This window comes from Nocardioides aromaticivorans (genome assembly GCF_013408525.1).
Classification (GTDB): Bacteria; Actinomycetota; Actinomycetes; order Propionibacteriales; family Nocardioidaceae; genus Nocardioides; species Nocardioides aromaticivorans.
Genome location: NZ_JACBZM010000001.1, coordinates 2,444,967 through 2,458,650, shown reverse-complemented (window position 1 = coordinate 2,458,650; position 13,684 = coordinate 2,444,967). Strand labels below are relative to the sequence as shown.

Here is a 13,684-nt window from a genome sequence, read left to right as displayed (position 1 = left end):
GGGCAGGGGCGTTCGCCTGCCGACCAGACTTCCCGGCTCACCTACAGCCAGCCTATCGGTATCGGTAAGGTCGGCCGCATGGCCATCGAACCGCGCACTGTCAACGGTGAAGAGCCGACCATCGGGCGCCTCATCAAGGACGCGCAGACCGACCTCTCCACGATCATGCGCAAGGAGATCCAGCTCGCCAAGGCGGAGTTGAAGGTCAGCGTCACCGCGGGCGGTGTCGGCCTGGGCCTCGTCGGCGCGGCGCTGTTCCTGCTGCTGCTCGCCGTGATCATGCTGTCGGTGGCGTTCGCCTACCTGATCCACTGGAACGGCTCGGGACTCGACCTGCACTGGGCCTTCCTGATCGTCTTCGGCGCCTACGTGCTGCTGGCGCTGCTGCTGCTGTTCCTCGCGGTGCGCAGCTTCAAGAAGGTGAAGGCACCGGAGCGCGCGATCGAGCAGGGCAAGGAGATCCCGCGCGCCCTGAAGGGTCAGGGGGCCCACCAGGCCGCCGCAGCCCAGACCGACCTCGCCAAGACGCTCGACCGGGCCTGACCCGAGCCCATGGCGAGGCAGCCGGTCGTCGCCGGGCGGGCCGAGCAGCTGCTCGGCTCGGCGGTCGTCGCGACCGCGCCCGTCGCCGGCGGTGACATCGCCACCGCGGTCAAGCTGCGCCTCTCCAACGGCCGCACCGCCTTCCTGAAGACGCTGACCGCCGCCCCGCCGCACTTCTTCGAGCGGGAGGCCGCGGGCCTGCGCTGGCTGGCCGAGGCCACCCCGGACGGCGGTGTCGCCACCCCCGAGGTGCTCGCGGTCGACCACGACGTGCTGATCCTCGGCTGGGTCGAGTCCGCCCGTCCCGGGGCCGAGGCCGCGGGTGCCTTCGGGCGCGCGCTCGCCGCGACGCACCGGTCCGGGGCCGACGGCTTCGGCGCCGCCGACGACGGCTACATCGGGCGCCTGCCGCTGCTCAACAGGGCCCTCCCCACGTGGGCCGAGTTCTGGGCGGAGCGCCGGATCGCGCCGTACCTCAAGGTGCTGCGCGACAAGGACATGGTCACGGCCGAGGACGCCGCGACGATCGAGGCCGCCGTCGCGAAGGGCGCCGAGATCGTCCCCCAGGAGCCGCCCGCACGGCTCCACGGCGACCTCTGGAACGGCAACGTCCTGTGGGCCGGCGACGACCGGGTCGTCGTCATCGACCCGGCGGTGTACGGCGGCCACCGCGAGGTCGACCTCGCGATGCTGGCCCTCTTCGGCCTCCCCCAGCTGCCCCAGGTGATGGCGGCGTACGACGAGGCCGCGCCGCTCGCCGACGGCTGGGAGGACCGGCTCGGCTTCCACCAGCTCTTCCCGCTGCTGGTGCACGCCTGCCTCTTCGGCGGCCAGTACGCCGCCCGCGCGGCCCGGGTCGCCTCCCGCTACGTCTGAGCGCTCGCGGTGCAAGACTGACGCGGTGGCCCTCGCTGACGAACTGACCGCCCTGGTCGCGCACGCCGGGCGCGGCGTGCTCGACGACGCGACCAGCTTCGGCGCGGCGCTCGACGACTACGTCTCGCCCGAGGCCGCGAGCCGCGGCGTGCTGAACCTGCTGGTCGACGCCGTCCGGCAGGGCGCGTTGGCGCGACTGCTGCGCGACATCGCGCACGGCGGCGACCCGGCCCGTGCGGTGATCGCCTCGGGCGACCAGCTGGCCCGCGACCGGGCGGCGACCGACGCCGGGCCGAGCCGGTGGGCGGTCGCCCTGCTCGGGTACGCCGTGGGTGCCGTGGACCGTCACGTGCTCGACGCGCAGGCAGCGCCGGACACGGCGGCGCCGCCGGTGTCGCCACCGCCGCCCCCGCTGCCACGGACTCCGCCCACCCCGGCCACTCCGCCGACCGCGCCGCGACCGACCGCCGCGCCCGCCGCCGGCCCACCGCCGGTCGTCCCGCTCGCGGCTCCTCCCGCCTGGGCTCCCCCGGGCGCGCAGGCGCCCGCCCGCCGTCGTACCGGACGGGTCGTCGGGGCCGTGCTGCTCGCCGTCGTCGTCATCGCGGGCGGCATCGTCGCCGCGGTGGTGCTCACCGACGACCCGCCCCGGGCGAGGACGGTCGACGACCCGACCATCGCGATCGTGACCTCCGAGGGGACCGCCACGGGTGGCGCCGACCGCGGCTCCGACGGGCTGCTCGACGACGCGGACCCGGTCGCCATCGCGACCCTGCTCACCACGGTGGCGACGGAGTCCTTCCCCGGTGGGGGCGCTCCGTCGGTCTCCGCCCAGTCCTGGAGCGTCGCCCCGGACAACCTCGAGAGCGGCTTCCCGCGCGAGCTCGCCGTCGGCGAGCGCGACGACGCCACGTCGTGGACGGTGCGCACCGAGGCCACCAACCGGACCTTCACGATCTCGGTCGAGCACGAGCCGTCCGACGCGGGGAAGTTCTTCGACTGGTCCTGCGACAGCTTCACGTCCGGCGACGACTTCGAGACCGAGTGCAACGAGCTGACGACCAGTGACGGGCGCGCCGCGTTCGAGTACTGGTATCGCTACCCCGGCGCAGACATCGCCTCGCACAACGTCGCGATCCCCTCCGACATCGACAAGGGCATCCCCCAGGTCATCGTCGGCGAGCGCCTGGACGACCCCGCGGCCCGGCTGACGCTCGCGCAGTTCCGCAGCCAGGTGGCGATGAGCGCCAACCAGCTCCTCGAGATCGCCGAGGACCGGCGCCTCCAGCTGCCGCGCCCGGACCCGACGCCGCCGCTCCCGAGCCACGCCTACTGCCTGCAGACCACCCCGCGGCCGCGCAACTGCCCCGACGACATCACCTGACCCGCCACCGGCCCTGCCGCGCGCTCTCAGCCGCTGCTCAGGCCGATCGGCCATGATGGGGTCGTGTCCGGTACTGCTGCGCCCGCCCGTGTCCTCGTCGTCGACGACGACCGCGCGGTCCGTGAGTCGCTGCGGCGCTCCCTCGCCTTCAACGGGTACGACGTCCACCTGGCCTCCGACGGGGCCGAGGCCCTCGCGGGGATCGGCGCCATCGCGCCCGACGTCGTGGTGATGGACGTGATGATGCCGAAGCTCGACGGGCTCGAGGCCACCCGCGCGCTGCGGGCGGCCGGCAACGACGTCCCCGTCATCGTGCTGACCGCGCGCGACGCGGTCGGCGACCGGGTGGAGGGCCTCGACGCGGGCGCCGACGACTACCTCACGAAGCCGTTCGCGCTGGAGGAGCTGCTGGCCCGGCTGCGGGCGCTGCTGCGCCGGGTCTCGCCCGTGGAGGCGGACGGCGAGGAGGAGGTGCTCTCGTTCGCCGACCTGACCATGAACGTCACCACCCGCGAGGTGGTGCGCGGGACCCGCCACATCGAGCTCACCCGCACGGAGTTCACCCTGCTCGAGATGTTCCTGCGCCGGCCGCGCCGCGTGCTCGACCGCAGCTTCATCCTCGAGGAGGTCTGGGGCTACGACTTCCCCACGACCGCCAACTCGCTGGAGGTCTACGTCGGCTACCTCCGCCGCAAGACCGAGGCCGAGGACGAGCCCCGGCTGATCCACACCGTGCGCGGCATCGGGTACGTCCTCCGCGCCCCCGAGTCGTCGTGATCGAGGCGTGAGCGGGGCGTGAGCGAGGCGAAGGGCCCGGCGCTCGGACAGGGGTCGGACGGACGCTGGCACTACCGGCGCTCACTGGCGAGCCGGGTGATCTGGCTGACCACGATGGCCGTCGGCATGTCCGTGGCCCTGGTGGCGGTCGGCGCCTACCTCACCGCCCGGGTGCAGATGCAGGACACGCTCGACAACGCGCTCGTCGACCGCGCCGAGAAGGCCGCCGGGTCCAACAGCCTGCTCAGCGCCGGGTCGGCCGGCATCCCCTCGTGGGCGCTGGGTGCCGGTGACGTGCGGATCGCGTTCGTCGACTACGAGGGCACCCCGGCCATCCTCGACCGGGGTCCGACGATCGAGTTCGGGCAGCCCGAGATCGAGGTCGCCCGGGGCCACGAGGACCAGAGCCTGCGCACGATCTCCATCGCGGGCGAGCGCTACCGCGTGGTCGCCGTACCGACGAAGCAGAACGGCATCGCGCTCGTCATCGCCCAGCCCCTGGAGGACCAGGACCGCACCCTCGCGCGGCTCGGCTGGGTGACCCTCGCGTTCGGGATCTTCGGCGTCCTGGTGGCCGGCCTGGCCGGCTGGACCGTCGCGAGCAACGGCCTGCGACCGGTGCGGCGCCTCACCGACTCGGTCGAGGACATCGCGCGCACCGAGGACTTCACGCCGATGCCGGTCGAGGGCGACGACGAGATCGCCCGCCTGGCGACGGCGTTCAACCACATGCTGCTCGCGCTCGACGCGAGCCGGATCCGGCAGCGGCAGCTGGTGGCCGACGCCAGCCACGAGCTGCGCACCCCGCTCACCGCCCTGCGCACCAACGTCGAGCTGCTCTCGATGAGCGCCCGCGGCGACCAGGCCGTCAGCCTGCCGGCCGACGCCCGCGACGAGCTCCTCGACGACGTCCAGGCCCAGATCCAGGAGTTGACGACGCTGATCGGCGACCTGACCGCGCTCGCGCGCGACGAGCCGATCCGGGTCCAGGTCGAGCCCGTCGACCTCGCCGACGTCGTCGACCACGCCGTCCAGCGGGTACGACGCCGCGCGCCCGGTCTCACGTTCGAGGTCTTCACGCGGCCGTGGTGGGTGATCGGCGAGGATGCGGAGCTGGAGCGGGCGGTGACCAACCTGCTCGACAACGCGGCGAAGTGGAGCCCGGAGGGAGGTCTGGTGACGGTGCGGCTCAGCGACGGCGTGCTCACCGTCGATGACCAGGGCCCCGGCATCGCCGAGGCCGACCGCGCCCGGATCTTCGACCGGTTCTGGCGCTCCCCCGACGCCCGCACCATGCCCGGGTCGGGGCTGGGCCTGGCGATCGTGCGCCAGGTCGCCGAGCGCCACTCCGGCTCCGTGCACGCCACCGAGAACGCCAGCGGCGGCGCACGGCTCGTGCTGCGCCTGCCGGGACGGGAGAACAACCCCTCATGACCCATCCACTGCGCAGCGCGGCCGCGCTGGTCGTCGTACCCGCCTTGGCGCTGGCCGCCTGCGGCGACGACGGCGCGACCGGGGCGAAGCCGGACCTGCCGAGCGAGACGCCGGCCCTGTGGAACCCCTGCGACGCGCTGGACGCGGCGTTCATCAAGAAGCACTTCGGGGCGACGGTCACCGAGGACGACGGCACGCCGACCTCGCCGGACTGCCGGTTCGCGCCGGAGGAGTCCTCGGGCGAGCCGGTGGTGCAGGCGAACTACCAGCAGTACGGCGGCACGCTCGACGAGCTCTGGAAGCAGATGGGCCAGCCCGAGGACGCGGACGTCCGCGAGCCGGAGATCGAGGGCGCCGACGCGGCCCGGATCGTGGTGTCGGTCGTGGAGAAGCAGCTCTACGTCACGGGCTTCGTGCAGACCGGGTTCCTCTACCAGGTCGTCAACGTCGTCGACCCCGCGCCCTTCGACAAGGAGCGCGACGTGCGGGGCGTGACCGCCACGCTGACCGCGCTGGCGGAGCACGCCGACGCGAAGGACGCCGGCCGGGCATCGGCCAGCCCTACGGGCTGACCGCCGCGAGCAGGCGCGCCGCCTTCCAGCCGGTCTCCGCCCACTCCTCGTCCACGTCGCTGGCGACCGTGATCCCGCCGCCGGTCCCGAGCACGTAGTCCTCGCCCGCGGTGACGAGGGTGCGGATCACGACACCGAGGTCGGCCCGCCCGTCGCCGGAGATCCAGCCGAACGCCCCGCTGTAGGCACCCCTCGGGGTGGCCTCGACCTCGCCGATGATCTCCATCGTGCGCAGCTTCGGCGCGCCGGTCATCGACCCGGCGGGGAAGAGCGCCCGCAACGCACCGACCGTGGAGACGTCGTCGCGGAGCCGGCCGCGCACCGTCGAGACCAGCTGGTGCACCGAGGCGTAGGACTCGACGTCCATCAGCACCGGCACCTCGACGCTGCCCACCTCGCAGACCATCGCGAGGTCGTTGCGGAGCAGGTCGACGATCATCAGGTTCTCGGCGCGGAACTTCGGGTCGGCCGCGAGGTGCGCCCGGGCCGCCTCGTCGTCCGCGGGCGTGGCGCCCCGCGCCGTCGTCCCCTTGATCGGCTTGGTCTCGAGGACGCGGTCCTCGGTGACCAGCGCGTAGCGCTCGGGCGAGGAGCTCAGCAGCCAGGCGCGCGCGCCCGGCACGTCGTGCTGCAGGAAGCCGGCGTACGGCGCCGGGTTGGCCGACCGGAGCCGGAGATAGGCCCCCGCGGGGCTCAGCGTGCTCGGCGTGCGCGTGCGGTAGGTCAGGTTGACCTCGTAGGAGTTGCCGGCGTGGAGGTGCTCCTGGACCTGCGCGAAGGCGGCGGCATAGGTCGGCGGCACCCCGTCGAGGGGCGCGCCGCCGAGCGCGCCGGTCGCCGCCGGGGTCAGCACCGGGTGGTCGTACTCGCGCAGGTGGGAGGGCCGTAGCCACACCGCGTCGGGCAGGTCGGGATCGGGATCGGCCGGCAGGTCGGGGCGGGCGGCGTACCCGAAGTAGCCGAACCACTGGTCGCTCGGGCGGCCGTCGGCCAGCTCCTGCTCGAGCACGGTGAACGGGTCGTCGCCCACGACGGTCGACCGGCCGCCGGCGTGGCGGGTCACCTCGCGCGCGGCGGCGTCGTACGACAGGGAGACGTCGTCGTCGTCGAGCCAGCCGAGGATCGAGCGCCGGCGCGACCAGTCGCGCGCACCGCCGCCGTCGAGCCACACGCAGCGGGCGTGGCGCGCCTGCAGCCGGGCGAACGCCTCGACCGGGTCGCCCTGGGTCACCATCGGGACACCATCCGGTCAGCGTCCCATGGCGAGGAAGTTGGCGACCAGCCGCGCCCCGTGCTCGGAGAGCACCGACTCGGGGTGGAACTGCACGCCCTCGATGGGCAGCGACCGGTGGCGCGCGCCCATCACGGTGCCGTCGGCCGCCCACGCCGTCGCCTCGAGCTCGTCGGGCAACCGGACCGCTGCCAGGGAGTGGTAGCGCACGGCGTCCAACGGGGTGGGTACGCCGGCGAAGATCCCGCGCCCGTCATGGGTCACCGGCTCGACGGTGCCGTGCGCGGGCTCGACGCGGCCGACCTCGCCGCCGAAGGCGACGACCATCCCCTGCAGGCCGAGGCACACCCCCAGGGTCGGCCGACCCTCGTCGAAGCCCCAGCGGTACTCGCCCGGGTGCCCGGGCCCGGGGGACAGCACGATGTGGGAGTACGCCGCCAGGTCGACCGGGTCGTCCCACTGCACCACCGTCGGCAGCCGCCCCGAGACCTCCGCGACGAGGTGGACCAGGTTCCACGTGTAGGAGTCGTGGTGGTCGACCACGACCACGTCGGGCGTGCTCACCGCACGACCTCCTCGCGCCCGCTGGTTGAGGTGCGAGCGCCAGCGAGCCTCGAAACCACCGGGCGCCGGGTCACAGCAGGACGTCGGACACCAGGTCGTGCACGATCACGAAGCCGTGCTCGGTCAGGATCGACTCGGCGTGGAACTGCACGCCGCGGAAGTGCGGGCCGCGCACGGCGTTGATGTCGCCGGTGTCGGCGTCCGCGTCGACGCTCACGCCCTCGGGGAGCTCGACGCCGTCGCCGACCCGGCCGACGAAGGTGTTGTAGAAGCCGACCTTCTCCGGGCGGCCGTCGAGCAGGACGGTGGCCTGGGTGCCCTGGAAGACGATGTCCTTGTAGGCCAGCGGGATGCCGAGCGTGTGGCACAGCGCCTGGTGGCCCAGGCAGATCGCGAGGAACGGCACCTCGTTGTCGAGCAGCCACCGCACGGCCGCGCGGAGCTTGGCCATCTTGGGGTCGTCGTCGGCGCGGGGGTCACCGGGGCCCGGCCCGACGATGACCAGGTCGAAGCCGTCGAGCGCCCCGTCGACGTACTCCTCGTGGCGGACGACCGACGAGCTCACGCCCATCCGGGTGAGCATGTGGCGCAGCATGTTCACGAAGTCGTCCTCGCCGTCGAGGATGACCGCGGTCTTCCCGATCAGCCGCGGGTCGACGGGGGTGCCGGCCTGGTCGGCGAGCCAGAAGCTGGAGAGCCGGTTGTTGCGGCTGTTGAGCGCGATCAGCACCTCCTCGTCGGCGACGAGGGTGGCGATGTCCGTCGTCGGCACCGGGGCCGGCGGCACGAGGCCGAAGGCGGAGAGGATGCCGCCGGCCTTGGCGTGCGTCTCGGCGACCTCGTACGCCGGGTCGGAGTCGCGCACGAGCGTGGCTCCGGCGGTCACCTTCAGCTCACCGGCGGGCGAGACGTCGGCGGTACGCAGGATGATCGGGCTGTCGAGGACCGGCTCGCCGGCCTCGTCGCGGCCGAAGAGGGCCAGCGCGGAGGCGTAGTAGCCGCGGCCCTCCGGCTCGTACTGCTTGATCAGCCGGCAGGCGTTCTCCACCGGGGAGCCGGTGACCGTGGCGGCGTACATCGTGTCCCGGAGGACCTCGCGGACGTCGCGGCTGGTGCGGCCGGCGAGGAGGTACTCGGTGTGGATGAGGTGGGTCATCGGCTTGAGGAACGGGCCGAGCACCTGGCCGCCCTCCGTGCAGATGTCGCACATCATCTTGAGCTCCTCGTCGACGACCATGAAGAGCTCGTAGATCTCCTTCTCGTCCTTGAGGAACTCCCGCATCCGCGCCTCCGTGCTGCGGGTCTCGCCGGCCGGCGGGCGCAGGTGGAAGGTGCCCGAGATGGGGTTCATCCGGACGTCGCCGCCGTGGACGGAGACGTGCCGCTCGGGGCTGGCGCCGATGAGGAAGCGGTCGCCGGTGAAGAAGACGAAGGTCCAGTACGCACCGCGCTCGCGCTCGAGGAGGCGGCGGTAGACGGTGAGCGCGACGTCGGGGCCGAAGTCGGCGACGACCGCGCGGTAGTTGCGGCCGATGACGAGGTTGGCGCCCTCGCCCTGGCCGATCTCCTCGCCGATGATCTGCGCGACGAGCTTGCCGTAGTCCTCGTCGTTCGTCTCGAAGCCACCGCGGTCGGTGAACTCGACCGGCACCGGGTCGATCGCGTCGACCACCTCGGCCACGGAGAACTCGTGCTCGGTCTGCACGTCGACCACCACGAGCGGGGTGCCGTCGTCGTGGGCCTCGAAGCCGCGCTCGGAGACCTGGCGGAAGGGGACGGCGACGAGCCGGTCGCAGATGTGCCCCGGCTCCGGCACGCCGGTCTCCAACGGGATGTCCATGATCGACTCGACCACGCTGCGGGAGCCGCCGAGGACGCCGACGGTGTCGCGGTCGCCCGCGCGGGTGGAGCGCCGGATGATCGCCCACGCCTCGTGCCCCTGGACGGCCGTGATGGCTTCCCGGGCAGTGAGGCGCTGTTCAGTCATGGGCGAAGCCTATGCGGGGCGGCCGGGAGGGCTGGAGGGAGTTTCGCCCAGCGGCCGCTCGGGGTGGTCCCTCCCGTCGCCCCGCTGCGGTAGTCCCTGACGAAAAGCACCGGAATCGGCAGGATCTCGGTGCTTTTCGTCAGGGACTACCGCACAGGGGCCTCAGACGCCGAGGGCGAGGAAGGCGGCGGCGGTACCGGCGGCGACCGGGTCGTCGGCCGCCTGCCGGCGCGCCCGGTGGAGGGCGGTCGCGGGGTCGGCACCGCTCGCGAGGGATGCGTGCAGCTCGACCATCAGGTCGGCGGTGGCGGTGTCGTTGACCTCGGCGACGCTGCTGACCAGGCCGGCGGTGCCGAGCGAGAAGAGGGCGGCGGCGAGGCCCAGCAGCTCCTCCGCCCCCACCGGCGCGAGGACCCCGGACTCGCAGGCCGACAGGACGACCCGGTACGGCGCCCGGCGCACCCGCTCCAGGTCGTGCACCGTCAGCGGCCCGTCCGCGAGGTCGAGCGCGGAGAACAGCGGGCTGTCGGCGCGGAAGTTGCCGTGGGCGGCGAGGTGGACGAGGTCGGCGCCGTCGAGCTGGTCCAGCACCCGCTCGAGCGCCGCGTCCCTGCCGGCCAGCAGCGTCGCGTCGGGGTGGCTGGCAGCGAGCAGCGGCACCTCGGCGCCGCCGGTGGCGAGACCGGGGCCGCTGACGAGGACCGTCCGGCGTCTCGTGGCGGCCGGGCGGGGGGTGGCGCGGGCGCGCAGCCACTGCCCGGCCGACGGTACGACGCTGAACGGCCGGTCCCCGAGCACCGGGAGCAACGGCCAGGCCAGGCCGTGGAGCCGCGCCGTCGGGGCGAGCACGACCGGTCCGTCGGCGATGAGGCGCACCGCGTCGCCGAGGATCGCCTCCTGCAACTGCCCGCCCAGCGCGCTCATGTCGGTCGCCCGGCCGCGGGACGCCCGGCGCAGCAGCATCTGCGTGGGGCCGAGCAGCGCGGCGATCTCCTCGGTGGAGCCGGCCACCTTTCGTCGTACACGGCCGGCGTGGGTGACCAGCACGTGCACGGTCCCGTCCACGTCGACGAGCTCCACGAGGCACCCGTCACCGACCGCGGCAACGATCTCCTCGACGGTCGGGGGCTTCTGCTGCTCGGCGGTCGTCGCGGACAGCGTGTGGCTCTCGGAGCGGACCGCCCGCTCCAGCCGCAGCCGCTCGCGCTCGAGCGCGTCCGTCGGCTCCCCCTCGGCCCGCGCCTCCGCCAGCCGCCGGCCGTTGTCGCGGAGCGCGGCGAGGGAGGCGGGGATCGTCGCCGCGTCGGAGGTCGCCGGCGGCTGGGCGAGGGCGGTCGCGCGGGTGCGCTCGCTCCACCTCAGCAGCGTGCGCGGGTCGGTGGCGGCATGGCGCAGGGCGATCGTGGTCAGGTCGCGGCCGTGGGTGGTGGCGAGGGCGCGGAGCTCGGAGGACCCGATCAGGCGGCGGTGCTCGTCGATCGCGTCGAGGCCCGCGGCGGCCGCGCGGAGGACGCCGCCGCGGTGGTGCTGCTCCTCGTGGGCGAGGGACTGGGCGTGCCAGGCGGCGGCTCGGACGAGGGCGTTGGGGTGGGTGCGGTACGACGCCGCACGGGTCCAGAGCGCGAGGCGATCCTGCGGGCGGGACAGGCGGCCGGCCAGCGTCAGGGCCATCGGCGCCTCGCGCGCCGATTCTGCATCGAGCGCCCGAGCCAAGGAGATGACCTGGTCTGGGTCATCGTGCCCGGAAGCCGCCGCGACGAGTCGTGCCCTTCGCTCGAACCAAGTACGCCCCTGCTTCTGGAACATCTCGGCCGAGCGGATTGCGATGTCGTGAGCTCGACTGAGGTCTCCAGCAGCCAGGAGAGTGCTGGACTGCCGGAGGTGGAGCTCGGCCTGCTCAACGACCGGCAGCGGCGTACCGACGAACTTGTCGAGCAGGTCCGCTGCGTCCGCAACGAGCCCCGCGGACAGGTAGGTCGCCGCCAGGAGGTCGACGACCACGAATCGAGGAACTGCGCCCACCTGCGCGTACTCGGCCAACGCGTCCCCGAAGAGTTGGAGGCCCCGCGCCAGGTTTCCCCCTGCGACGGCGATCTCGGCGAGGTTCTCGATTGCCGTCAGCCTGAGCATGCTGGCTTCCGAACCTCGGAGCATCTCCTTGGCGCGCAGCACCTCCCGTTCCGCAACGTCGAGATGACCCAGGCAGAGTTGCAGGTAACCGAGCCAGATCCGGGTCCTGGCCTGCCATTCGACGCTCGACGTCGCGGGCAAAACTTCAAGTGCGCGGACCAGCTCGGGGACCGCGTCGGCGTGGCGGCCGATGAGCGCCAGCACGCCTGCCTTCCTCATCCGGATCGTTGCTTCCAGCTCACCGTTCGCGCCGTCCAACGCCCTCGCGAACTGGTGGAGCGCGGCCGCGGTCCGACCGGCATATGCGAGCGCGCCGGCGTAGGTCGCGCGGACATCCCGTCGCCGGTCTGGCGAGTGGGCAGCGGCCGCGTCCGACAGCGCATCCCGGAGTCTCCGCACCGATTCCTCGGTCAATCCCCTGTCCCGGTAGACGATTCCGAGGCACTGGTTGGCAAAGGACCGCGCCCACGGGTCCGCCCTCGTGGCAAGAACCTGCTCCGCCTGCAGCACCGCTTCATCCGGATTCTCGAGCGCCAGCGCCAACAGCTCCTCCACAGGATCTGCTCCTTTACGCGACCGGCCGAGCAGCACTACGTTAGCGCCGCCGGCCGGCCACGTGCCGTCCGTTTCCACGCTGAGGAGCGGTCATGGAAGAACCTGCGCGTCCCGCATTCCCCATCGGCATCCTGCGCGACCTGATCCGGAAGTGGCGGTTTCCCCGCCCGGGTGGAATTCGGCCCGGCGAAGGGGGACCACGGCCGGATTCCAAGGACGCAGCGGAAAGATTGCGCATTCAGGTCGGCATCGTCCGCCGAGCCTTCGAAGAGGCCGGCTTACCAGTGTCCGGCGGTCCCGTGGAGGGCATCGAACCCCCGACCGACGACGCCGACGTCCACTACCTCTACCGGACGGGGCACGCACTCGTTCGACGGAGAGACTTCGGAAAGCTCGAGAAGTACTTCAGCGCGGATGAGAATCGTGAACGATTCACCGGACGCCTGGAAGGCCGCGAGACCCGCGTACCCGGTCTGGTCCTGGCCGCTCTGCCGGCACGAGTCGACCAACGGGACGACGTACTCGCCACGCTGGCCGAGCTGGAGGAATCCAAGGTTCTGGAGCGCGGCTCCGCAACGCCGGACCACGTGGTCTACGTGACGCCGCGCGGACAGCTCTGCCCCGCGACCGAGCCCGAGACACCTCGCTCCCGCCGGGCTACGCCGTGGCCGCCGCCGAAACGCTCTCGGACAGACGTTGCCGACAAGGACCGAGTTCGTGTTTCGGTTGTCGACACCGGTTTGTGGGTCGAGGCGCTGGACAGCCCGGAGTCTCCTTGGTTGGAGAAGGGCGACGTCCTCGCCGATCTCGACGATGTCGAGGTAGTCGACTTCGACAACATCCACCCGTACGCCGGCCACGGCACGTTCGTGGCCGGGGTCATCAGCTGCCTCGCCCCAGACACCCGCGTCGAGGTCGAGGGCGTGCTCACGAAGGGTGGCGCCGTGTTCGAGCTTGAGATCGTCGAGCAGCTCCACCAGGCGATCAACGACGACGACCATCCCCAGATCATCAGCATCTCTGCCGGCACCCACACACGGGACGACTTCACTTCAGTGGCGTTCGAGGTGCTCGGCACCGAGAACAAGCTTGCGGAGCGCGAGGACGTCCTGATCGTCGCAGCGGCCGGCAACGACTCGAGCAACAAGCCGTTCTGGCCGGCCGCCTTCGACTGGGTGGTCTCCGTCGGCTCCGTCGACCCCGACAAGAAGGTCTCCGACTTCTCCAACTTCGGCAAGGACTGGGTATCGATCTACGCCCGTGGCCGCAACCTGGTGAATGCCTTCCCCAAGGGGACCTACACCTGCCACGAGCCGCCCAACGCCGGGCAGGTCCGGCAGTTCGACGGGCTCGCCCAGTGGAGCGGTACGTCCTTCTCGACCCCGATCGTCACCGGGCTGATCGCCGCCGAGATGCGCGACAACGGCCTCACCGCGCGAGCGGCGTGGGACGTCGTACGGCAGACCGCGATCACCGAGTACGACGCCCGGATCGGTGAGGACATCCAGATCGTCGGTCCGCTGACCTGAGTGGTGGCGCCCGGCGCACGGGCCCGGGGGTCTCGTGACGGTTGCTGCGCAACCCCCTCGACCACCGTTGAGGCAGGCCGCGGCGGGACGTCATACGAAACG

11 protein-coding genes are annotated in these 13,684 nt (G+C 72.5%); 7 read left to right on the top strand and 4 right to left on the bottom strand.

Translation table 11 applies throughout. From position 1 onward, the window contains the following. The first annotated feature begins 78 nt into the window (after positions 1-78). The 6 genes from BJ993_RS11575 to BJ993_RS11550 all read left to right on the top strand — a co-directional run bounded on the left by BJ993_RS11575 (position 79) and on the right by BJ993_RS11550 (position 5,586). On the top strand, positions 79-543 hold the full coding sequence (locus BJ993_RS11575; RefSeq protein WP_179648916.1) for a phage holin family protein: 465 nt from the start codon (positions 79-81) through the stop codon (positions 541-543). Positions 544-552: 9 nt separating this feature from the next. Continuing rightward, on the top strand, positions 553-1,419 hold the full coding sequence (locus BJ993_RS11570; RefSeq protein ID WP_179648915.1) for a fructosamine kinase family protein: 867 nt from the start codon (positions 553-555) through the stop codon (positions 1,417-1,419). Positions 1,420-1,444: 25 nt separating this feature from the next. After that, positions 1,445-2,803, top strand: coding sequence for a hypothetical protein (locus BJ993_RS11565; protein WP_179648914.1), 1,359 nt, complete (start codon positions 1,445-1,447; stop codon positions 2,801-2,803). Positions 2,804-2,866: 63 nt separating this feature from the next. Beyond that, on the top strand, positions 2,867-3,580 hold the full coding sequence (locus BJ993_RS11560; protein WP_036543556.1) for a response regulator transcription factor: 714 nt from the start codon (positions 2,867-2,869) through the stop codon (positions 3,578-3,580). 18 nt (positions 3,581-3,598) lie between these two features. Next, positions 3,599-5,014, top strand: a complete 1,416-nt coding sequence (locus BJ993_RS11555) for a sensor histidine kinase (RefSeq protein ID WP_051931990.1) — start codon at positions 3,599-3,601, stop codon at positions 5,012-5,014. Beyond that, positions 5,011-5,586: a hypothetical protein gene (locus tag BJ993_RS11550; protein WP_179648913.1), complete on the top strand. Its 576-nt coding sequence runs from the start codon at positions 5,011-5,013 to the stop codon at positions 5,584-5,586. Before BJ993_RS11555 ends, BJ993_RS11550 begins: the two co-directional genes overlap by 4 nt. Here the strand turns inward: BJ993_RS11550 and BJ993_RS11545 are convergent. From BJ993_RS11545 to BJ993_RS11530, 4 genes are all read right to left on the bottom strand, one after another. Beyond that, positions 5,576-6,820, bottom strand: coding sequence for an anthranilate synthase component I family protein (locus BJ993_RS11545; protein ID WP_179648912.1), 1,245 nt, complete (start codon positions 6,818-6,820; stop codon positions 5,576-5,578). The two genes, BJ993_RS11550 and BJ993_RS11545, sit on opposite strands and share 11 nt — an antisense overlap. Before the next feature lie 15 nt (positions 6,821-6,835). After that, positions 6,836-7,381, bottom strand: a complete 546-nt coding sequence (locus BJ993_RS11540; protein WP_179648911.1) for an anthranilate synthase component II — start codon at positions 7,379-7,381, stop codon at positions 6,836-6,838. Positions 7,382-7,451: 70 nt separating this feature from the next. After that, complete coding sequence (locus BJ993_RS11535; RefSeq protein ID WP_179648910.1) at positions 7,452-9,368, bottom strand: anthranilate synthase family protein; 1,917 nt, start codon at positions 9,366-9,368, stop codon at positions 7,452-7,454. A 162-nt stretch (positions 9,369-9,530) separates the two neighbouring features. Beyond that, positions 9,531-11,717 (bottom strand): CHAT domain-containing protein, encoded by a 2,187-nt coding sequence (locus BJ993_RS11530; RefSeq protein ID WP_179648909.1) that lies wholly within the window; start codon positions 11,715-11,717, stop codon positions 9,531-9,533. 428 nt (positions 11,718-12,145) lie between these two features. Between BJ993_RS11530 and BJ993_RS11525 the strand changes: the two genes are divergently transcribed. Continuing rightward, positions 12,146-13,582: a S8 family peptidase gene (locus BJ993_RS11525; RefSeq protein ID WP_179648908.1), complete on the top strand. Its 1,437-nt coding sequence runs from the start codon at positions 12,146-12,148 to the stop codon at positions 13,580-13,582. Positions 13,583-13,684: the final 102 nt, after the last annotated feature.